This window comes from Bacillus sp. 123MFChir2, from assembly GCF_000383235.1.
Lineage (GTDB): Bacteria > Bacillota > Bacilli > Bacillales > Bacillaceae_G > Bacillus_A.
Genome location: NZ_KB910932.1, coordinates 59777 through 80441, shown reverse-complemented (window position 1 = coordinate 80441; position 20665 = coordinate 59777). Strand labels below are relative to the sequence as shown.

Genomic DNA, 20665 nt, shown 5'->3' with positions numbered 1-20665 from the left:
ACGGCGATACTTTGCATGAGGTAGAGATCTAAACATACAATCGCCTCAATGGACTTGTATCATTTCTCTTATATTTGGCTTTGCACCTTATTTAGATGAAACATAAAAAATAAGGGGCGAGCGGAAATGAAATATGTAAAAGCAGCGACTGTTTTACCTGAACAGTTAATTATAGAAATTCAAAAGTATGTACAGGGTGAAACGATTTATATTCCAAAACAAGAAAATGCTTATCATAAGTGGGGTACACGTTCTGGAGGAAGAAAGCAACTTGATGATCGAAATAAAGAAATTAAAGATGCTTTTAAAAGCGGAACTTCAATTTGTCAATTAGCTGAAGAATATTTTCTCTCCATTGAAACCATAAAAAAAATCGTGTACTCCAAATAAAGATACAAAGCACTGAGTTTTTCATATAAAATACTCAGTGTTTTTGTATGTAAAGTTTGTTTCTAAATGATTTTCTGCATTTTATAAAGAAAATTCATTGTATAAAATAAAAAATAGATAAAGTGAAACTTCCGTCAGTGGGGGTCTTACTGCCCGTTAATGCGGGATAAACAATTTTGTATGGAGTGATAGGAATGAATGCTTTTATTAGAAGTGATCAATATAATTTTATAAAATCACAAGCTTATATTTTAGTGAATGGACATGCAACTGCGAATGATAAGGGAGTTATTGCTGCGCTGAAATCTCTGGCGATAGAAAAAGTATTACATCTGTTTGAAGATCTGACAGATGAACAAAAAGAATTAATGGATATGATTTTGACGATTCAAAATAGAGAGGATGCAGAATCATTTTTGCTCAAGTTATCGCCATATATCATACCGTTTCAAGAAGTGTCCGAGCAAACATTAAAAAAATTATTTCCTAAGGTTAAAAAGCTTAAACTGCCTGAAATGGAAGAAATCAATATGAAAGAGACATCTTATTTAAGTTGGATTGATAAAGGATCAAGCAGAAAGTTCATACTAGCTCGTAAAGATAATAAGCTTGTAGGTGTGCAAGGTACATTTCAAAGTATAAACAAAAAAAGCATTTGTTCATTGTGCCATAAACATGAAGAAGTGGGAATGTTTCTTGTTGAAATAAAAGGTGATGTACCAGGTACTTTTGTGAAAAAGGGAAACTATATTTGTCGAGATAGTACAGTGTGTAATTGTAATATTACTTCACTCGATAAATTACATGATTTCATTGAGAGAGTGAGAAAATAAGTAATAGATAAAGTTGTGAATAAGGGAAAGAAAAAGGACACTGCTTTTTGTGTCCTTTTTTCCTTATTGTATTATTTCTTTTGCCAGTTTGTTTTAATAAATTCTTCCCGACCAGATTCTTTCCGTTCTTGTGCATATTTCTCTGGATTTTTTTTATAAAAATGTTGATGATATTCTTCAGCCACATAGAATGGAGTAGCTGGGCGGATTTCTGTTACAATTGGGTCTTTAAACATACCGCTTTCTGCTAATGCTAACTTCGATTTTTCAGCAAGTTCTTTTTGTCCTTCATTATGATAAAAAATTGCTGTACGGTATGATGGACCGCGGTCGAAAAATTGTCCACCATCATCTGTTGGATCAATTTGTGGCCAATATAAATTTAATAAATTTTGATAAGGAAATATAGTAGGATCAAATGTAATTTGAACGACTTCTAAATGTCCAGACTCCCCTGATTTTACATCTTCATATGTTGGGTTTTCAACATGTCCTCCTGCATAACCTGAAAGGATTTTGTGTATACCAGGCAATTCATCAAATGGTTTGACCATACACCAAAAGCAACCGCCAGCAAAAGTTGCAAGTTCATATTGTTTTTCTTCCATCGTATGTAATCCCCTTAAATTGATATGTTTCATATAGTATCGTATATGTTTTGAATCATCGCAAGAGAAAAGTCAGGAAGGTAGGAAGAAAATTATTGTGCGCGTTTATTCATAATATCTCCATTTTGATTAATTTGTACATCGTTTGAAATAGACTGTAAATATTGCAGCATGGTTTGTTTTTCTGTACCTTGAAGCGGCGTAATTTGGTTATTACGAATCATGTAAGGATTAAATGACATGCGGACGTCGTTTCCTTTAAATTTCATTGTTAGAACTCCAGTTTCTGCACTATGTCCCTTAACATAATCAGGGAAGAGGAAGTTTCCAAGTGAATATGCAACAGGAACTTTGTCGTAATATTCAAAGCCTTGTAACCAATGCGGATGACTTCCAACAATCGCATTTGCACCTGCTTCTACTATTTTTTGAACATATTCTTTTTGATAAGCAGCAGGACGATTTGTTTTTTCGACTCCCCAATGCATATATACAATCATATAGTCAGCATCTTTCTTTTGTTCTTTAATTGTTTTTGTAACTAGGTTTAAATCGTAACCATTTGCAATTCCTGGTTTGTTTTCTGTAGCTATCCATGCAGCATCAGGCATAAAACGAACGAAAGAGAGGAATTTAAATTTTTTTCCCTTAATTGTAACTTCTCTCGCTGTATATGCATCTTTTGCATTTTTTCCTGCGCCGATATACGGAAATCCCATTTTTTCAACATGCGAAATTGTATCCAATAAGCCGTCTTGATAATAATCGAGTGTATGATTATTTCCGATATTAACAATATCATAGCCTGTATTTTTAATAGCTTTTAACGTAGAAGGATCGCTTTTAATCCAAAACAGTTGGCCAGGATATTTTTTCTCGCGAGTTGTAAACGCAGATTCTAAATTTACAAATGAGTAGTCCGCTTTTTCTATTTCCGGTTTTACATGCTGAAATGGATAATCAGCACCTTTACTTTGAATAACAGGTCGTAATTGCCAATCAAACATTGTATCACCCGAGAATGTAAGAGTAATCTCAGGATCTTCTTTCGGTTTTTTTGTTTGTTCTTTTCCTTTAGCTTTTTCTGTTTGTTTATTTTTTACCCCTGTATTTTGATCATTTTTCGTGTCTGAACTTAGCGCATAGTTAATCAATAAGATTATCGGGGTAAAGAGTACAGCTAATACTATAGTCCGTTTTAGTAATGTTCTTTTCCGAATTTTCATATGTAGTCCTTTCCTTATAAAAATAGTGTGTAGAGTTGTTTGTTTTAAAAAATATTAAAATATAACACTTTAAGGATTTTTATATGAAGTTAACTCGAGAAGTTTCATTTCTACTTATAACTTTATATGAAAATGAATTTGAATGAAAGTAACAAAATTGAAATGTATAGTAAAATATCAAAAAATAGAGGGGAAATCAATGTCATAATAATGGGCTATTTAAAGAAGGGGATTGTATTGAAATTAGAATGAAAATAGAAATTGCTCTTTAAGAACAATAGTATCTTGTTTTATAATATTAATATTCGGACTTTTTTGTTTTTTTTGAAGAGGGGGATAGAAGTTATGGGAAACTTAGTGAATGGCCTATTCATTAGAGCAACAACACAAGAAGATTTACAACAAATTGTAAAGCTATGCACGATTTACGATCAAGCTATTTATGGTGAAATTGATACGACAGAAGAGGATATTATCAACTCATGGAAAGATATTGATGTGAGTAAGAGCTCTTCTGTTGTTATAAATGAAGAAGAAAATATAATCGGATACGGGATTCTTACCGGAAATGAAGGACAATTTCCTTCTGCTGTATTAATAAATCCTGATTACATACAGCAAGGTATTGAATATTCATTATGGTCAATGCTTGAAGAGCGAGCTACGGAGCTCGTAGAGTATTCTCCTCGCTTGGACGGTACGATTGTAACACAAGCAAATAATAACTATGAGGAAGAAGTATTAGCAGAAGCTGGTTTTACTCCAACCCGTATTTGGTGGGAGATGGGGATTGAATTAAAATCAAATGTTCCATCTCCACTATGGCCAAAAGAGATTGCTGTACGACATTACATACCAGGTGTGGATGATGGAGGGTTACATCAAGCTTTTAATGAAGCCTTTGCAGACCACTGGAATTCGCATCCTTCTTCACTTGAAGAGTTTTTGAAACGTACCGAAAGAGAGGGATTCCATCCTACATTATGGTCACTAGCGATGCATGGAGATGAAGTAGTTGGTTTTATCTTTAGTAAAAAGGGTACTGACAATAAAGCTGAAATTACTCACTTAGGTGTATGTCGTTCAAGGCGTAAACAAGGATTGGGATTAGCGCTATTACATCATGCATTTGGTCAATTGCAACAAGACGGGATTTCTAAAGTTCATCTAAATGTAGACTCTGAGAATATTACAGGTGCACCACGCGTATACGAAACAGCTGGAATGAAAGTGCAGAGTAAATTTGTACGGTTTGATAAGGAAGTTTCTGTTAGGAAATAAAGTGGAAGTCTAGTGGTGAATTACTGGACTTCTTTGACTTTATATGTGTATTTTGGTTTTTGAATATAGGGTTGAAATAAAGTCACGATGCTTTATCCCTTTAGGTAATCATATCTAAAGGGGTGTTTTTTATTCTGGGAGTGAAATTATGTCGCTTGGATACCTGTCTTCCTGTAATCCATCAATTTATTTAATTCCTCATGAAAATGAAGGTTGTAAGTGACGTTACGTCATCTATTATAGTTAAGATATAGAATACAAAGAAAGAGGAATGGTGAATGAAGAAAAATGACATGAATTGGAAGGAGCAAGACCATTGGGGATTAAAAGAATTTTTATTAATGATGCTACTTGAATTTGTATTTGTTATAGGGGGCATAAAATTCTTAGTAAAGCCTATTTATTCTCAGTGGTTTAATAATGAGTTATATTCAGGAACTTTAATAGGATTAACAATAGCGATTGTTTTAGTTTTAGGTGTATATTTTATCGTTCTTCGTCCAAAGAAGCTTTCTTGGAGTGAAGTAGGAATCAGGTCATTGTCTATGAAGGATTGGAAAGTTATTGTCTTACTAACTATTATATTAATGGTTGGTGATGTAATAGTGATGGCACTTACTAGTTTTATTGGGAATACTTATGAGAACAGCAAAACTGAGGCTATGCAGCAAAACGTAAATTTCTTTACAGTTCTTATTGCCTTTATTTCTGCGGCGGTCATTTCACCAGTATATGAGGAAATATTTTATCGTGGTTTTTTATATCGATGGCTGCGTACGCGCTTAGGTATGATAGTGGCCATTTTTCTAAGCTCAGTAATCTTTACAATTATCCACATTCCAACTTATAACGCGATGCCTGTAAACTTCTTGAGTGGTATAGTCTTTGCATGGGCGTATGAACGAACCAATTCAATTTGGGCACCAGTCATCATTCATGGTCTAACTAATGGAATTATGGTGCTGCTGACAACGATGGGATAGTAAAAGTTGTTGTCAGCAGGTGAAGTATCCAATGCTACTGTATACATGCTTTTAAAGCATCCTATTTTCACTTTAGATAGTGAACTATATTCAAAATCAACTATCGGGGAGTCTTTCGGTTTTTTATTTTTATAAATAGTAATTAAAATTGTAAACAAAGATAACTTAAAGTTCCAAATTCATAGCTTCGATGAATCATTTTAGCCTTTGTATTACCACTCCCCATTGCAATGAAAAGAGGAACAAAATGTTCTGCTCTTGGCACAGCTAAACGTGCATGTGGAGCTTCCGATTCCCAATTAAATAGGGCTTCTATATTTGTGTTTTGGATTTGATCAATGAGCCATTCGTCAAATTCAACAGCCCATGGTTCAGGTGTAGTTTGTTCCCACTTTAACATTCGTAAATTGTGAACGGTAACACCGCTTCCGATGACTAAAATATGTTCTTCCCCAAGTCCTTGAAGAGCCTTTCCGATTTCATATTGTTCTCTTGCAGATAGGAATGGATTTACTGAGATTTGAACAACGGGTATATCAGCTTTTGGATACATACGGTGCAGGAGTGTCCACGAGCCATGGTCTAATCCGCGTGTTGTATCTTTTTGAACCGCAATCCCTTGCTTTTTGAACTTCTCTTCTAACATAGCTGCAATAGATGACGAACCTTTTGCCCCGTATTTTATCTCATATAGTTCAGGTGGAAAACCACCAAAGTCATAAATCGTTCCATATTCATTATCTGAAGAAGAAATAGTTAAAATTTCACTTTCCCAATGAGCTGTAAAAATGACAATTGCTTTTGGTTTGTATGTTTCACCAAGTGTTTGTAAAAAACTTGTATAGTCTGTATTTTGAATGGCTAACATAGGTGACCCATGTGCTAAAAAAAGAGATGGAATCATAGTGATTACCTCCAATAATATAGTTACTTTATGTAAGTAACTATATATATTTATTTTAGTTTCGTCAAGAATGAAGTAATAGAAAGTCAAATATCATGATTTGTAATAAGGAAAGCTTTTACATATAATTTATAGTAAGAAATATGAATGGTGATTCATTTTGTGAGGGTGTAGATTTATATTATTGAGTAATAGATGAGAGATTTGGGGGAGTTCAAAATGAATAGACAAGAAAGCTTTATTATGACGTCGGATGGATCGGAAATTTATTTACGTAAATGGTTACCAGAAAATAAACCTCGCGGGATTGTTCAAATTGCACATGGTATGGCGGAACATGCTGGTGCATATATAGAATGCATTGAAGCGCTATTGAAAGCTGGATATGGGGTATATGCTCATGATCATCGCGGACATGGAAAAACAGTAAAGTATGAAGAAGATTATGGGCATTTTGAGCCGAATGTAGGATGGGATCAAGCTGTCTCTGACGTAATTTTCGTTTCAGAGCTTATTCAGGAGGAACATGCTTGTCCACTTTTCTTATTAGGTCATAGTATGGGTTCTTTCTTATCAAGGCGTGCCGTGCAAATTCGCGGTGAATTATATAATGGCTTCCTTATTTCCGGAACGGGAGGGAATCCGGGGCTTTTAGGAGTTATTGGTCATAAAGTGGCAACAGTTGAAATGAAACTTCGCGGCGCAAAAACGAAAAGCCCAATGCTGAACTTTTTATCATTTGGTAATTTTAATTCGCATTTTAAGCCAAACCGTACGAAGTTTGATTGGTTGTCTTCTGATACGAATCAAGTTGATAGATACATAGAGGACTCATTATGTGGCTTTATTTGTACAACGAGTTTTTACCGTGAATTATTTAACGGTGTGCTGGCTGTGAACAGGCTGGAGGCGTATAAGAAAACACCAAAAGATTTACCTATCTATATTTTTTCAGGAGATCGTGATCCAGTTGGAAATATGGGCAAAGGTGTACAAGAAGTGTATGACATGTATAAAAAATGTGGTGTCAATGACGTAACAATCCGTTTATATGAGAATGGAAGGCACGAAATGTTTCATGAGGTAAACAGACAGGACGTGTTCCAAGATGTGATTTCTTGGTTAGACGAGCATGTAAAATAGTGGTTTGTAGCAAATGAAGATTCAACAATTAGGAGTGAGTGGTATTAGCTGTTGTGTTTAACAAAGAATTTTAAACAAGCGATGTCATCATTTCTTGAGCAAAGTGTACCGAGAAAAGAAAATACAAGATGATTATCAAGAGTAACGATTCTAAGAACTTTCTACAATATTTGTTTGGCAAATAAAAACAACGGAACTTACTATGAAAGACTTTTTATATTTCAAATAAAGGCGCCTTAACACAGATAAGGCGCCTTTATTTTACTGATAATGGATTGAGGATACAATATTGTTTCTTCAATCAAAGGAGCAGTTTTTTGGAATAACTTATGCTGTAACAATGGAGGTTAAAGTTATGAAAAGGTTAGTAATTATAACAGTAGGTAAAACGCATAGTGGGAAAACTACATTTGCAAGGGCTCTAGAAAAAGAGTTACATAACTCCTTTGTTATGGACCAAGATAACCACGCTGAATTTATAAACACTCATTATAAGGAATTACAACCAAAACGAGGACCTAATACTCTTAAGCATGCTCTCTCAAAGTTAATTGTCGATTATGCCAAAGAACATACTGATTTACATCTTATTATTTGCAACTCAAATCGAAGTCGAGATGGACGATTGTATTTGCTTGAAGAGTTGTTTAAAAAAGATGAGTTTGTTCGTATCTTGGTTCATTTTGATATTCCAGATGATGTTCTTCATAAACGAGTTACTCAAAGCAGGCGGAGTACCAATATATTTAGGGGTGCTTATTCTAATTTTGAGGAAGTGCTTGTTCGGCAACAGGCTGAATCCCTAAATGAAGATGTAACAGATCCAGTAAATGGTGAAGCAGATCATTTATTTGTAATTAAAGACAACGCGGAAGTTGATTCTGTTATTAAAGAAGTGATTCATATCGCTAAATGTTTATGATTATTCTCAGTTAGTTGATAATGATCAAGTAATGTTAGAGTTTTACAAAAGGTGTACTCATTTAAAAAGTAGAGATTATTAAGCTAATGGGGCGTCTTTTTTTCGGAGAGAGAAAATAATATTGCAATTAATATTCAGAAATAAAAGAATTTTTCTTTCTGTATGGATAAAAGAAAAAGGGAGAGAAATACATGATTGTTAGAAAAGCATTATTAGAAGAAGCAAAAGAGCTAAGTAACATCGCACTATCCTCAAAAGCAACTTGGAATTATAGTGAAGAATTTATATTGGCGTGTAAGGAAGACTTAACAATGACAGAACAATATATGAAGAATAACTATGTGTACATTTTAGAAGAAAACCAAGAAATAATCGGCTTTTTTTCCTTTCAGAGAAAAGAAGTAGACAGTCTTGATTTTCTATATCTGCACCCAACATACAAAGGAAAAGGTTATGGCAGAATTCTTTGGGAAAGCGTTGTTCAAAAAGCAGTTGAGTTAAATATAAAGAGTTTTACGATTGATAGTGACCCAAATGCGAAGGGGTATTATGTAAAAATGGGAGCGAAATTAATAGGAAAAACACCTTCTACTGTTTTAAAAAATCGTGTATTGCCACTTTTGCGGTATGATGTGTAAATTAATTTTCATTAGATATTTTGAATTCAGTTAGGAGATGCTAAGTATGACGTATATGGAAATAGAACAGATGAGAGAGGTTTTGTTTCAATCTTGGTCAAAAGAGACAAGCACAAAATGGACATTAGACAATCCAGCGAAAGGGCAATGTGGTGTAACAGCATTACTAATCAATGATTTCTTTGGAGGAGAGATCATGAAAACGAAAGTTTCTGAAGGATGGCATTTTTATAACAGAATTAATGGTAAAAGATATGATTATACAGCATCACAATTTTTAGAAGAGATTACATATATGGATATTTCTTCTAATAGAGAAGAAGCATTTACTGATACAAATGAAATACAATACGATGCTTTAAAGCAAAAGATTCGTATCCATATAAAGGAATAAATCTCATATTAATTTATCTTTTGACTCTTATCGTTAAATGGGTTACTATAACGGTAGTAACTTATTTGTGGAGAATCATTATTTCTAAAAGAGTCGAGAGGGGAAATATTCGTGAAAACAGCATATGTAAGCGCTACAATCGTGACTTTAAATGAAAAAAATGAAGTGTTGAAAAATGGATATATCATTGTAGAAGATGATCAAATTATAGAGGTACAATCAGGAGAATTACCGAGCGGAAAAGAAGTAGATCAAATTATTAATCTTCATGGGAAGTGGGTATTGCCAGGTTTGGTGAATGCGCATACGCATGTCTTGATGAGCATTTTACGTGGAATAGGTGACGACATGCTCTTAAAGCCATGGCTTGAAACGAGAATTTGGCCGCTTGAAAATCAATTTACACCAGAGCTTGCTGTTGCTAGCACAGAACTTGGTTTATTAGAAATGGTGAAAAGCGGAACAACAACATTTTCTGATATGTTTAATCCAATTGGAGTAGATCAGGATTCTATTATGGAAGCTGTTCGTAAAAGTGGTATGCGAGCAGCTGTTTCTCGAACATTATTTAGCTTCGGAACGAAAGAGGATGAAAAGAAGGCAATTCAGGAAGCGGAAAAGTATGTGAAACGCTATGCCAATAAAGATAGTATGTTAACAACGATGGTTGCTCCTCATAGTCCATATGCATGTTCTACGGAAATGTTAGAAGAGTGTGCACGAATTGCAGTGGAAAATAAGACGATGGTCCATATTCATCTTTCTGAAACAGAACGTGAAGTTCAAGATATTGAAGCGCAATATGGAAAACGGCCAGTAGAGTATGTAGCAGATTGTGGATTGTTTAAAAGACCGACTGTAATTGCTCACGGTGTTGTGCTAAATGATAATGAGCGCACTTTCTTAGCAGAACATGATGTGCGCGTTGCTCATAATCCGATTAGTAATTTAAAATTAGGATCGGGTATCGCGAACGTTCGTGCAATGTTAGAGAGCGGCATAAAAGTCGGAATTGCAACAGATAGTGTGGCTTCTAATAACAATTTAGATATGTTTGAGGAAATGCGCATTGCCACTTTATTGCAAAAAGGTGTTCATAAAGACGCGACAACATTACCTGTTGAAACACTTCTCACATTAGCGACAAAAGTAGGGGCAGAGGTAATTGGGATGAACCAAACAGGTTCATTAGAAGTAGGCAAGTGTGCTGACTTTATTACAATTGATCCATCTAAAAAGCCACATTTACAGCCTGCAGAAGAAGTGTTATCACATCTTGTATACGCAGCGAGCGGCAAAGACGTTTCAGATGTAGTTATTAATGGAAAACATATTGTTTGGAACGGTGAGTGTAAAACGTTAGATGAAGAACGTATTATATTTGAAGCGGGCCGTTACAAACAAGGATTGAAAATGTAAGTAATAAGAGAACACTATTCTTTCATTTAATGAAAGAATAGTGTTTTTGTATATATTTGGAAAGGTGAAAATTCAGTGAAATGTAACACTTTTATGATAATTATTCTGTTATAATATAAAGCGCTTTATTATTTCATTAAAGGAGCCGATTTATGAAACAACATGAACGACTACTGATAGGAATTATACTTGCCACCTCATTATTGATTTCAGCTTGTAGTAATCCTTCGAGTAAATCGAAGGAAGTAAGTGGAAAACAAGTATTAAATGTAACAATCTCAGAAGAAATTCCGTCCTTAGATACTGCAAAATCTATGAACGGTACATCAGCGCATGTCATGCAAAATATATTTGAAGGATTATATGTACTTGATGAGAAAGATAACCCAGTCCCTGGTGTTGCAAAATCTTTTGAGAAAAGTACAGATGGAAAAACATATGTATTTCATTTGCGTAAAGATGCAAAATGGTCGAATGGGAATACTGTAACAGCTCGTGATTTTGTCTATTCATGGCAGCGTACAGTGAAACCGGAAACAGCATCACAATATGCGTACATGTTATTTAATATAAAAAATGCGGAACCAATAAACAAAGGAGCTTTAGCTGTAGATCAACTAGGTGTAAAAGCGATAGACGATATTACATTAGAGATACAGTTAGAGAAACCACTTCCATATTTCCTTTATTTACTGACACTGCCTATTTATTTACCACAGCACGAATCGTTTGTTGAGGGAAAAGGAAGTAAGTATGGATTAGAACCAGAACATTTGACTTACAATGGTCCATTTGTATTATCGGAATGGAAACATGAGCAAGAATTTAAGTTGAAGCGAAATGATACATATTGGGATAAAAATAAAGTGAAACTAGAAGAAATTAATTTTCATATTGTAAAAGATACAGCGACAGCAGTTAATTTATATGAAACAGGTAGTATTGATCGTACGCCAATTAATTCTTCGTTTGTTGATAAATATAAAGAGAAAAGTGATTTTTATACAACGAAAGATTCTGCTATAGCTATGTTGCGTTTTAATCAAAAAAATTCTACACTAGCAAACACAAAAATACGACAATCACTTTCTATGGCTTTAAATAAAGAGGCGGTAGTAAATCATTTTCTAAACAACGGTGCAACAGCAGCTGAAGGGCTTGTACCAGAAGGATATAAAAATGAAAAAAATGGAAAAGATTTCAGAAAAGAAAACGGTGATCTTGCCGTATATAACGTTGAAAAGGCAAAGAATCTTTGGGAAGATGCGAAAAAAGAGCTTGGTGTAGAACATATTACACTTGAATTTTTAACGTTTGAACAGGACCAAGCGAAGCAAATGGCAGAATATATAAAAGGAGAACTGGAAAAGAACTTACAAGGATTAACAATAAATGTAAAAACACAACCATTTAAACAAAAATTACAACTTGAACAAACGGGGCAGTATGATATATCGATGGTTGTATGGGCTCCAGATTACAAAGATCCAATCAGTTATTTAGAACTATTTACGAAAGATAATTTAAATAATAAAATGAGTTATTCAAATAAGGGGTATGATAAGCTTATACATAGTGCGAAAAATGATTTTGTATTGGATGAGCAAAAACGCTGGAAAGCTATGCAAGAAGCAGAGAGAATCTTATTAGAAGACGCTGCTATTGCACCGCTTTACCATACAGGTTCAGCATACGTTCAAAAGGAATATGTAAAAGGTATTGAAAAACATCAATTTGGCGGTGTTTATACGTATAAGCATGCTTATATAAGTGAAAAGGAGAAATAGATAAGAGGTCAAGTAGCTAAGCGCTTTCGATAAGCCTTAGCTTTTTTCTTATATATACAAGTTAAAAGAACTTTCCTTTTAGGGGAGGACGAGAGCATCTGGCCGTGCATAGAAGCGGTCAGGGCCTTTTCCTACCACATGCGATGTTTTAAAACAAAGGGCGCAAGCGAGTACAGGTCGTGTTGCACTCTGCATAACAGCAACTTATATGCTGAAAGATTAAAATTGATTTATATATAGTTTAATGTCTAGAATATTTCGAAGTTTTTACGTTGTGAACATGATACTATGAGGATATGGAATATATTTCGAAAATAAACAAAAAGAGGATGGAGTATGAAACAACAATCTATATTAGTCGTAGATGATGATAAGGATATTGTTCAAATGATTGAAGTGTACTTGCAGCAAGAAGGTTACAAAGTTGTAAAGGCTTACAACGGAGAACAAGCAATACACCTGTTTTTAGATAACGATATTGAACTGGTTATTCTTGATATTATGATGCCGGTTATAGATGGAATTGAAGTGTGCAGGAGAATACGAGAGGATTATAATATTCCTATTATGTTTTTAAGTGCGAAAACAACAGATGTAGATAAAGTCATCGGATTAAGCACAGGTGCAGATGATTATATTGAGAAGCCATTTAGTGTAATTGAGCTGATAGCACGAGTGAAAGCACAGTTAAGAAGATATATGTATTTAAATCACCCTTCAAAACAAGTTCATGAGAAGAAAATACAAATTAGGGGATTAGAAATAGATGAGGCCTCTAGAAAGGTAATGTTATATGGAGAACATATTAATCTTACGTGAGATCTTGCATCTGATGGTAACACATCTAAACCGCGTATTTACGCTAGAAGAGATATATGAAAGCGTTTGGCGAGAAACAGCCTACGAAAGCAATAATACTGTTATGGTTCATCTAGCAAGATTAAGAGGGAAGATAGAAGCGAATCCGAAAGAATCAAAATTTATCCAAAATGTATGGGGAGTAGGATATAAAATTGAAAGCTAAATTGTTTCAAGGATTAAGAATGAGGCTTTTTTTCATTTTTATATGCAGTATTGTATTAGCGACTTTAAGTATTGTCTTCTTTCAAAATGCTATTAGCCATGTATATGGAAATATAGCAGAATTAGAGGAGAAATATTCTTTTATTTATTTTGTTATTTTTCTTATCTTCACTTCATTCTTTTTCTTTTTATTATCAAAGAATATGATAACGAGATTAGAAGAAATTAATCAAAATGTAAAAGAAATTAGCAAAGGAAATTTAGACGTACAGATACAAACACTGAAAAACGATGAAATAGGACAACTAGCAATAAATATTAATAAAATGACAAACAGTTTGAAGGCGTCAATTGAAAAAGAGAAGTTCGCACAAAAGATGAAAAATGAGATGATTGGGAATATTTCTCATGATCTGCGGACACCGGTAACATCGTTAATTGGTTATGTTGATTTAATAGAACGTAACCTTGATACGAACAAAGAGAATCGCCAGCAATATGTAGAAGTTGTAAAACGTAAAAGCTATGAGTTGAAAAATCAAATAGATGATTTACTTGAATATAGTCAAATTAATTATAGAGAAATTAAGTTACATAAAGAAATAGTAGGGGTAAAACAATTAGTAGAACAAGTTATGGTAGATTTTATTCCACAATTAGAAGCAGTGCAAATGAATTTTCATATAGAGTGTAGTGAAGACTTACAAATAGAAGCAGATATCAGTTTGCTAGTAAGGTTGATGCAAAATGTAATTAGCAACAGCATTTTTTATGGGAAATCTGGAAAGAAAATTGATGTGCAAATTTTTCAAGAAGATAGAAATGTTAAGGTGAATATTAAAAATTACGGGAAGAGAATTTTACAAGAAGATATCCCATATATATTTGAAAAATTTTATCGAGGAGAAAAGTCACGAAGTGTTCATACGGGTGGGAAAGGAATGGGACTTGCTATTGCTAAGAGCATTGCCAATATACATAAAGGTGATATTACAGTATGCAGTGATGACGCTGAAACAGTGTTCACAATCATTTTGCCGCAATATTCAATAAAACCGTAAGAAAGTTGTAAGTATTTCTTTCAAATGTCGTAATTATTATTTTGTACGATCTTAATATGAGATATTACAAATGGAGGGAATACGATGTGGAAGAAATGGATAATAATCATGTTTATTACAATCTTAGTAGTAGGTTGGGGTTCTGTTTATTTAGTTCCCGGTATTGTGTCTACTTTAGCTTGGTGGGGAATGCAAGCTTTTAGTATTGTCGGTTTCATTAGTGTAATGATTACGTTATGTGTAATGGTAGGTAAATTGCTTTCTAAAAGTAAAATACATAAAACAACCGTTACGATTTTTATTTTATCCATAGCAGCTGCGTGGCCGGTATGTTGGTTTGTTGGAATAGGACAAATCGCTTATCCAGCAAATGCTAATTCAGCTACACCGAAAGTAACAATTCGACTTCCGTTTCGTGAAACTGTTCGGGTAGGTTGGGGAGGAGATCGACTTCAAACAAATTACCATGCTATCGAACCAAATCAACGATGGGCGTATGATTTTATTGCTCCGCAAAAAGGGATAACAAATTCGCAACTAGAGGATTATGACATATATGGAGTGGAGGTAATAGCTCCTGCATCAGGAACGGTTATATCTGTAGAGGATTCAGAAGCAGATTTAACATCAGAAAATGATAATTTTAAGTCTATGGCGGGTAATCATATTTATATACGCTTAGATGAGACGGGAACATATCTTGTCCTTGCTCACCTAAAACAGGGATCTGTTAAAGTGAAGATAGGACAACACATAGAAGAAGGAGCTGTAATTGCTCGTGTTGGCAACTCTGGAAATTCGAGTGAACCGCATTTACACATTCATCATCAACGGCAAGATCCAGCTAAGACGAGTATGTTTCTTTCTGAAGGATTACCATTATATTTTCGTGATATAGATGGACCAGCGATGCCAAAGGGGGGAATTCGTATAGAAGATGGAAGAGATGTACCGACAGGGGATGTCATTTCTCCAACCTGAGATTTTAGGAAGGTTTTTTCTGGTAGCAATTCTTAATTTAGCCGATAATGATGGAAGTAACATGGCCATTAAATTTGAAACAAGGAGAAGAGTATGAAGTAGCATTTGTGGCAAATAATCCAGGTGAATGGATGCTCCATTGTCATGATTTGCACCATGTATCTGCCGGGATGGTAACAGAAGTGAAATATAAAGATTATGTTCCAAATCCCAATATGCCAGAGTGATATTGAATTCATTTGTTATATGAAAAATGTTTTTAAATTTTGAAAAAAATTCAAAAAATGTACTTATAACCAATTGCCTTTTATACCCCCTACCCGTATGATGTATATAAAGATTAATAATTATAATTCATGAGGTGATAGTAATGGATCATTGCGAAGGAAATCATATAGATCAAAAGATGGTTCCTCGAACAGAAGAGGAAATTCAAAGCGTGATAAAACGTTTAAAACGTATTGAAGGGCAAGTGCGTGGTGTTCAAAAAATGGTTGAAGATAACCGTTATTGTGTTGATATATTAATTCAAATTTCAGCGATTAATGCAGCGTTAAATAAGGTCGGTTTTTCTTTATTGGAGCGCCATACAAAGCATTGCGTTGCAAAGGCAGTTCATGAGGGAAATGGGGACGAATCGATTCAAGAATTAATGAATGTTATTAAGCAGTTTTCAAAATAGGAGGGGGATAAGATGGAAAATCAAAAACATGTTACGCTTGGAATAACAGGAATGACATGTGCAGCTTGTGCCACTCGAATTGAAAAAGTGCTAAATAAAATGGATGGGGTAGAAGCTAACGTAAACTTGCCGATGGAGAAAGTAAGTATTAAATACGATCCGTCTCAGCAAGAACTTTCTAATATAAAAGAGAAAATTGGGAAGTTAGGGTATAGTGTATCAGCAGAAAAAGTTACCTTTGATATTGAAGGAATGGCATGTGCAGCTTGTGCCACTCGAATTGAAAAAGTATTAAATAAAATGGAAGGCGTTTCACACGCTACTGTTAATTTAGCTACTAATAGCGCTGTTGTAGAATATAGCGAAGGTTTAGTTTCTACAGAAAGTATTATAGAAAAGATAAAGAAAATTGGATATAAAGGACAAATACGCAACGAAAGTGCAGAGCGTTCAGAAAGAAAAGAAGAAATGATTAAGGAGAAAAAGCGTCAACTTATCATTTCGATTCTTTTGTCCTTACCTTTACTTTATACAATGGTTGGACATATGCCGTTCGATACGGGATTACCATTGCCGCATATTCTTATGAATCCATGGGTTCAAATTTTATTAGCAACGCCAGTTCAGTTTTATATTGGAGGACATTTCTATGTAGGTGCTTATCGTGCTCTTCGAAATAAAAGTGCCAATATGGACGTGTTAGTTGCTTTAGGAACATCAGCCGCTTACTTCTACAGCCTATATGAAGCGTTGAAAACAGTAGGGAATCCTGAATATGAGCCTGATTTATATTTTGAAACAAGTGCAGTGTTAATTACGTTAATTTTAGTCGGGAAATATTTTGAAACAATGGCCAAAGGACGGACAACGGAAGCAATTTCTAAATTGCTTAGTTTACAGGCGAAAGATGCGGTTGTTGTGCGAAATGGTCAAGAAGTAAGAGTACCGCTTGAAGAGGTTGTTATTGGAGATAAGATTATTGTAAAGCCAGGAGAGAAAATATCCGTAGATGGTATTGTCATTTCGGGGGTATCCTCTGTCGATGAATCTATGATTACTGGAGAGTCTATTCCAGTAGACAAAAAAGAAGGAGATCCGGTTATTGGAGCAACTATTAATGCAAATGGAGTGCTCATGATTCAAGCTGAAAAGGTTGGAAAGGACACAGCGTTGGCCGGCATTGTTAAAATTGTTGAAGAAGCGCAAGGATCTAAGGCCCCAATTCAACGATTAGCGGATGTTATTTCAGGTGTTTTTGTTCCAATCGTTGTAGGAATTGCTATCGTAGCATTCTTAGTATGGTATATTTTTATTGCACCAGGAGATTTGTCAAAAGCATTGGAAGTAGGAATTGCGATTTTAGTAATCGCATGTCCATGTGCATTAGGGCTTGCTACACCAACTTCGATTATGGTTGGTACAGGAAAAGGAGCAGAAAAAGGTATTCTTTTTAAAGGAGGTGAATACCTAGAAGGAACACATAAGGTAAATGCAGTGTTATTAGATAAAACAGGAACCGTAACAAAAGGGAAACCAGAAGTTACTGACGTGTTACAATTTCAAGAAGGCATGGTTCATTGTGCGATTTCAGCTGAAAGTGCTTCCGAGCATCCATTAGCTCATGCTATTGTTGAGTATGGAAAACAAAATGAGATAGAATTGAAGGAGCTACAGCATTTTTCAGCCATTCCGGGGCATGGCATTGAAGCGAACGTTGAAGATAAAAAGGTTCTTGTAGGAACGCGCAAGTTGATGAATGAACAATTAGTAGAAATTTCACAGCATGAAGAAACGATGAAAGAATTAGAGCTTCAAGGTAAAACAGCGATGCTTGTCGCAATTGATGGGGAACTTGCTGGAATAATCGCTGTTGCTGACACAGTAAAAGAAAGTTCAAAGACTGCAATTCAAACACTGAAGCAAATGGGAATTGAAGTATACATGGTAACAGGTGATAATACACGCACTGCTGAAGCGATTGCAAAGCAAGTTGGTATTGACCATGTATTTGCGGAAGTATTACCAGGAGCTAAAGCTAAACTTGTAGAGGATTTACAAAAACAAGGAAAGCATGTTGCAATGGTGGGTGATGGTATTAACGATGCACCGGCTCTTGCGAAATCTAATATTGGTATGGCGATTGGAACGGGTGCAGATGTAGCGATTGAAACTGCAGACGTTACTTTAGTTGGCGGTGATTTATCATATATACCAAAAGCAATTGAGTTAAGTCGTAAGACGATGAGAAATATTCGTCAAAACCTGTTTTGGGCTTTATTCTATAACGCAATTGGTATTCCCGTAGCGGCATTTGGGTTACTAGAGCCATGGGTAGCCGGAGCAGCGATGGCATTTAGCTCTGTATCTGTTGTGACGAACGCACTTCGTTTGAAACGCGTTAACATATAAATTAATATGGAGGAATTTAATATGACAATTACATTAAACGTACAAGGAATGACATGTAATCATTGCAAAATGGCAGTAACAAATGCACTTTCAGAGTTAGCAGGAGTGCAAAATATAGAAGTAAACTTGCAAGAAGGAACTGTAAATGTAGAATATGATGAAGCAAAAGTAGATGTAGAAAAAATGAAAGAAGCTATTGAAGATCAAGGATATGACGTACTATAAAAATAGATTCAATAATTTTTAGCAAAAAGGTCGCTTTATGAAAAGTGGCCTTTTAGTATGTTAAAGTATAGTTATTGTGGGCATTATGCAATCTTTTTAAGTTTTAATAATTTCGTTAATTAACGGTGTTTTAAATGTAATAAGTAGTAACAAAGAAATGGAGAGTTGATCATATGAACAAAGTAGAAATTCATATTTTAGGTGGTTTTTTAGGGAGCGGAAAATCAACGCTACTTCAAAATCTTTTATTAGCGGAAAAGAAGAGAAATCGAAAAGTGGCAGTATTAATGAATGAAATAGGTGAATACTCCGTAGATACAGATATTGTAGGACGAGAAAATATTTTAAGAGAACTTTTAAAAGGCTGTATTTGCTGTACGATGAAAGATGAATTAGAAATTCAGCTGCACTCATTATATCAGGAGGAAAGACCTGATGTAGTTTATATAGAAACAACTGGAGTTGCGCATCCGATTGAAGTATTAGACGCTTGTCTCTCACCAATTTTAGCTCCTTATATTGAAGTGAAGTCCATTATTGTTGTATTAGATGCAAACCGGTGGTTAAATCGGGAAACATTAAGTAAAAGCGTACAACAACTTTTAAACGAACAAATAAAGTTTGGAAGTCATATTCTCATCAATAAATCAGATTTGCTTAAGGGCGAAGAGAAGAAACAGATTGTTGGGGAAGTAGCGTTAATAAATAAACATGCAAAATTATATGAAACACAGTATTGTAATATGTCTTTAGAGGATTTTAAAGATATAAAGCTAACAAGTGATCAAAAGCATGAAAAGTTACATGTGAAACAGCATTTACATATTCAAACTATGACTTATCCATTTACAAAATCAATTGATCAGGGCAAGTTGTATGAGTGGCTTTCTAATTTACCTGAGGGAATTTATCGCGTCAAAGGGTTTGTGAAATTTCAAGGTGATAAATACCCAACCTTGCTGCAATATTCATTTGGTGTACCATCTTTATTGGAGCAAGATTTTGGGTTTCCTACAAATCTTGTAATTATTGGTGAGAATTTAGATAAAGCGAAATTGAAGAAAGAACTAGAGAGTTTGGAACAAGTTGAGTTGTAAGGTTTGTGTACGATTGTTTTTATATAGATGCAAATTGAAAAACTAACATAAAAGCCCTTTTCTTTTTCGGTGGGCGAGAGCAACTGGCCATGCATAGAAATCGGTCAGGGCCTATTTCTGCCACGTGCAAAGTTTAAAACAAAGATAGACAGCAAGTAGCGGCCATGTTTTGTTCTGCATAGCAGCGACTTAGATGTTAAAAAGTCAACTTGTATTTATATAGATGAATATTTAAAAAAGAGCCTGTGAAAATGAAATATTTTGTTATTTTGTTGACACAAGGTGAAAATTGGGAGAAAGGAAAACACATTTGGGAACAGAATTTAGAAGAACATAAAGTATATTGGACCCAGCATAGAACGGAAAAAGTGATAGCTGGAGGTCCTTTCATGGATGATACTGGTGGCATGGAGAGCATTGAGGCAGCTAAAGAGTTAGTGAGTCATAATCCTGCTGTCTCTGATGAGATACTTCAAGCAACAGTTCATCCATTGCATCCACTTTCAAAGACATTTTAGTAATGTGATGGAAACATACAATTGTATGTTTTTTATTTTGAAAATTAAATATCTAAAAATTAATTTATTAACTGAAATACTTTTATCTCCAATTTAGATAGTCGAATTTTACAACATGAAATGGTATGATGCCATTAAGAT

The 20665-nt window shown here is 34.6% G+C and carries 20 protein-coding genes and 2 pseudogenes; 19 read left to right on the top strand and 3 right to left on the bottom strand.

Annotation, left to right across the window (positions count from 1 at the left end):
- The first annotated feature begins 126 nt into the window (after positions 1 to 126).
- Positions 127 to 390 carry a CD3324 family protein gene (locus H280_RS0107500; protein WP_020060504.1) on the top strand — a complete coding sequence of 88 codons (264 nt, stop codon included), beginning with the start codon at positions 127 to 129 and terminating at the stop codon, positions 388 to 390.
- A 194-nt stretch (positions 391 to 584) separates the two neighbouring features.
- Entirely contained in the window at positions 585 to 1223 is a 639-nt protein-coding gene (locus H280_RS0107495; RefSeq protein ID WP_020060503.1) for a FusB/FusC family EF-G-binding protein, read from the top strand.
- 71 nt (positions 1224 to 1294) lie between these two features.
- On the opposite strand, the gene msrA is transcribed toward H280_RS0107495, so the two are convergent.
- Both msrA and H280_RS0107485 read right to left on the bottom strand, forming a co-directional pair.
- A complete protein-coding gene (msrA, locus tag H280_RS0107490; RefSeq protein ID WP_020060502.1) occupies positions 1295 to 1831 on the bottom strand; it encodes a peptide-methionine (S)-S-oxide reductase MsrA in 537 nt (178 codons plus the stop codon).
- A 92-nt stretch (positions 1832 to 1923) separates the two neighbouring features.
- Positions 1924 to 3057 carry a CapA family protein gene (locus tag H280_RS0107485; RefSeq protein ID WP_020060501.1) on the bottom strand — a complete coding sequence of 378 codons (1134 nt, stop codon included), beginning with the start codon at positions 3055 to 3057 and terminating at the stop codon, positions 1924 to 1926.
- A gap of 357 nt (positions 3058 to 3414) precedes the next feature.
- Here H280_RS0107485 and H280_RS0107480 point away from each other — a divergent pair, with 357 nt between their 5' ends.
- Positions 3415 to 4338: a GNAT family N-acetyltransferase gene (locus H280_RS0107480; RefSeq protein ID WP_028411145.1), complete on the top strand. Its 924-nt coding sequence runs from the start codon at positions 3415 to 3417 to the stop codon at positions 4336 to 4338.
- A 278-nt stretch (positions 4339 to 4616) separates the two neighbouring features.
- On the top strand, positions 4617 to 5321 hold the full coding sequence (locus H280_RS0107475; RefSeq protein ID WP_020060499.1) for a CPBP family intramembrane glutamic endopeptidase: 705 nt from the start codon (positions 4617 to 4619) through the stop codon (positions 5319 to 5321).
- 142 nt (positions 5322 to 5463) lie between these two features.
- Here the strand turns inward: H280_RS0107475 and H280_RS0107470 are convergent, their stop codons facing one another.
- Complete coding sequence (locus tag H280_RS0107470; protein WP_020060498.1) at positions 5464 to 6225, bottom strand: DODA-type extradiol aromatic ring-opening family dioxygenase; 762 nt, start codon at positions 6223 to 6225, stop codon at positions 5464 to 5466.
- 219 nt (positions 6226 to 6444) lie between these two features.
- Between H280_RS0107470 and H280_RS0107465 the strand changes: the two genes are divergently transcribed.
- From H280_RS0107465 to H280_RS0107395, 15 genes and pseudogenes are all read left to right on the top strand, one after another.
- On the top strand, positions 6445 to 7368 hold the full coding sequence (locus tag H280_RS0107465) for an alpha/beta fold hydrolase (protein WP_020060497.1): 924 nt from the start codon (positions 6445 to 6447) through the stop codon (positions 7366 to 7368).
- A 355-nt stretch (positions 7369 to 7723) separates the two neighbouring features.
- The gene (locus H280_RS0107460) at positions 7724 to 8290 is read left to right on the top strand and encodes an AAA family ATPase (protein ID WP_020060496.1); all 567 of its coding nucleotides are present in this window, start codon (positions 7724 to 7726) and stop codon (positions 8288 to 8290) included.
- A 191-nt stretch (positions 8291 to 8481) separates the two neighbouring features.
- The gene (locus H280_RS0107455; protein WP_020060495.1) at positions 8482 to 8928 is read left to right on the top strand and encodes a GNAT family N-acetyltransferase; all 447 of its coding nucleotides are present in this window, start codon (positions 8482 to 8484) and stop codon (positions 8926 to 8928) included.
- A gap of 46 nt (positions 8929 to 8974) precedes the next feature.
- Positions 8975 to 9322 (top strand): YunG family protein, encoded by a 348-nt coding sequence (locus tag H280_RS0107450; protein ID WP_020060494.1) that lies wholly within the window; start codon positions 8975 to 8977, stop codon positions 9320 to 9322.
- 111 nt (positions 9323 to 9433) lie between these two features.
- Positions 9434 to 10741 (top strand): bifunctional S-methyl-5'-thioadenosine deaminase/S-adenosylhomocysteine deaminase, encoded by a 1308-nt coding sequence (locus H280_RS0107445; protein WP_020060493.1) that lies wholly within the window; start codon positions 9434 to 9436, stop codon positions 10739 to 10741.
- A gap of 152 nt (positions 10742 to 10893) precedes the next feature.
- Positions 10894 to 12528: a peptide ABC transporter substrate-binding protein gene (locus H280_RS0107440; RefSeq protein ID WP_020060492.1), complete on the top strand. Its 1635-nt coding sequence runs from the start codon at positions 10894 to 10896 to the stop codon at positions 12526 to 12528.
- Positions 12529 to 12864: 336 nt separating this feature from the next.
- Positions 12865 to 13552 (top strand): annotated as a pseudogene (locus H280_RS23230) (response regulator transcription factor).
- Positions 13553 to 13571: 19 nt separating this feature from the next.
- Positions 13572 to 14612: a sensor histidine kinase gene (locus tag H280_RS0107430; RefSeq protein ID WP_081625631.1), complete on the top strand. Its 1041-nt coding sequence runs from the start codon at positions 13572 to 13574 to the stop codon at positions 14610 to 14612.
- 84 nt (positions 14613 to 14696) lie between these two features.
- The gene (locus H280_RS0107425; RefSeq protein WP_020060490.1) at positions 14697 to 15593 is read left to right on the top strand and encodes a M23 family metallopeptidase; all 897 of its coding nucleotides are present in this window, start codon (positions 14697 to 14699) and stop codon (positions 15591 to 15593) included.
- Positions 15594 to 15661: 68 nt separating this feature from the next.
- A pseudogene (locus tag H280_RS0107420) lies at positions 15662 to 15820 on the top strand (multicopper oxidase domain-containing protein); the annotation flags it as partial.
- 143 nt (positions 15821 to 15963) lie between these two features.
- Positions 15964 to 16275: a metal-sensing transcriptional repressor gene (locus tag H280_RS0107415; protein ID WP_020060488.1), complete on the top strand. Its 312-nt coding sequence runs from the start codon at positions 15964 to 15966 to the stop codon at positions 16273 to 16275.
- Positions 16276 to 16287: 12 nt separating this feature from the next.
- Positions 16288 to 18684: a heavy metal translocating P-type ATPase gene (locus H280_RS0107410; protein ID WP_020060487.1), complete on the top strand. Its 2397-nt coding sequence runs from the start codon at positions 16288 to 16290 to the stop codon at positions 18682 to 18684.
- 21 nt (positions 18685 to 18705) lie between these two features.
- On the top strand, positions 18706 to 18909 hold the full coding sequence (gene copZ, locus H280_RS0107405) for a copper chaperone CopZ (protein ID WP_020060486.1): 204 nt from the start codon (positions 18706 to 18708) through the stop codon (positions 18907 to 18909).
- Positions 18910 to 19082: 173 nt separating this feature from the next.
- Complete coding sequence (locus tag H280_RS0107400; protein WP_020060485.1) at positions 19083 to 20006, top strand: CobW family GTP-binding protein; 924 nt, start codon at positions 19083 to 19085, stop codon at positions 20004 to 20006.
- Positions 20007 to 20257: 251 nt separating this feature from the next.
- Positions 20258 to 20524, top strand: a complete 267-nt coding sequence (locus H280_RS0107395) for a YciI family protein (RefSeq protein WP_020060484.1) — start codon at positions 20258 to 20260, stop codon at positions 20522 to 20524.
- Positions 20525 to 20665: the final 141 nt, after the last annotated feature.

Excerpts from the sequence above, each read along its gene's own strand:
- H280_RS0107500 (WP_020060504.1), top strand. The coding sequence starts at position 127 with ATGAAATATGTAAAAGCAGCGACTGTTTTACCTGAACAGTTAATTATA.
- H280_RS0107495 (WP_020060503.1), top strand. The coding sequence starts at position 585 with ATGAATGCTTTTATTAGAAGTGATCAATATAATTTTATAAAATCACAA.
- msrA (WP_020060502.1), bottom strand. The coding sequence starts at position 1,831 with ATGGAAGAAAAACAATATGAACTTGCAACTTTTGCTGGCGGTTGCTTT.
- H280_RS0107485 (WP_020060501.1), bottom strand. The coding sequence starts at position 3,057 with ATGAAAATTCGGAAAAGAACATTACTAAAACGGACTATAGTATTAGCT.
- H280_RS0107475 (WP_020060499.1), top strand. The coding sequence starts at position 4,617 with ATGAAGAAAAATGACATGAATTGGAAGGAGCAAGACCATTGGGGATTA.
- H280_RS0107470 (WP_020060498.1), bottom strand. The coding sequence starts at position 6,225 with ATGATTCCATCTCTTTTTTTAGCACATGGGTCACCTATGTTAGCCATT.
- H280_RS0107465 (WP_020060497.1), top strand. The coding sequence starts at position 6,445 with ATGAATAGACAAGAAAGCTTTATTATGACGTCGGATGGATCGGAAATT.
- H280_RS0107460 (WP_020060496.1), top strand. The coding sequence starts at position 7,724 with ATGAAAAGGTTAGTAATTATAACAGTAGGTAAAACGCATAGTGGGAAA.
- H280_RS0107455 (WP_020060495.1), top strand. The coding sequence starts at position 8,482 with ATGATTGTTAGAAAAGCATTATTAGAAGAAGCAAAAGAGCTAAGTAAC.
- H280_RS0107450 (WP_020060494.1), top strand. The coding sequence starts at position 8,975 with ATGACGTATATGGAAATAGAACAGATGAGAGAGGTTTTGTTTCAATCT.
- H280_RS0107440 (WP_020060492.1), top strand. The coding sequence starts at position 10,894 with ATGAAACAACATGAACGACTACTGATAGGAATTATACTTGCCACCTCA.
- H280_RS0107430 (WP_081625631.1), top strand. The coding sequence starts at position 13,572 with ATGAGGCTTTTTTTCATTTTTATATGCAGTATTGTATTAGCGACTTTA.
- H280_RS0107425 (WP_020060490.1), top strand. The coding sequence starts at position 14,697 with ATGTGGAAGAAATGGATAATAATCATGTTTATTACAATCTTAGTAGTA.
- H280_RS0107415 (WP_020060488.1), top strand. The coding sequence starts at position 15,964 with ATGGATCATTGCGAAGGAAATCATATAGATCAAAAGATGGTTCCTCGA.
- H280_RS0107410 (WP_020060487.1), top strand. The coding sequence starts at position 16,288 with ATGGAAAATCAAAAACATGTTACGCTTGGAATAACAGGAATGACATGT.
- copZ (WP_020060486.1), top strand. The coding sequence starts at position 18,706 with ATGACAATTACATTAAACGTACAAGGAATGACATGTAATCATTGCAAA.
- H280_RS0107400 (WP_020060485.1), top strand. The coding sequence starts at position 19,083 with ATGAACAAAGTAGAAATTCATATTTTAGGTGGTTTTTTAGGGAGCGGA.
- H280_RS0107395 (WP_020060484.1), top strand. The coding sequence starts at position 20,258 with ATGAAATATTTTGTTATTTTGTTGACACAAGGTGAAAATTGGGAGAAA.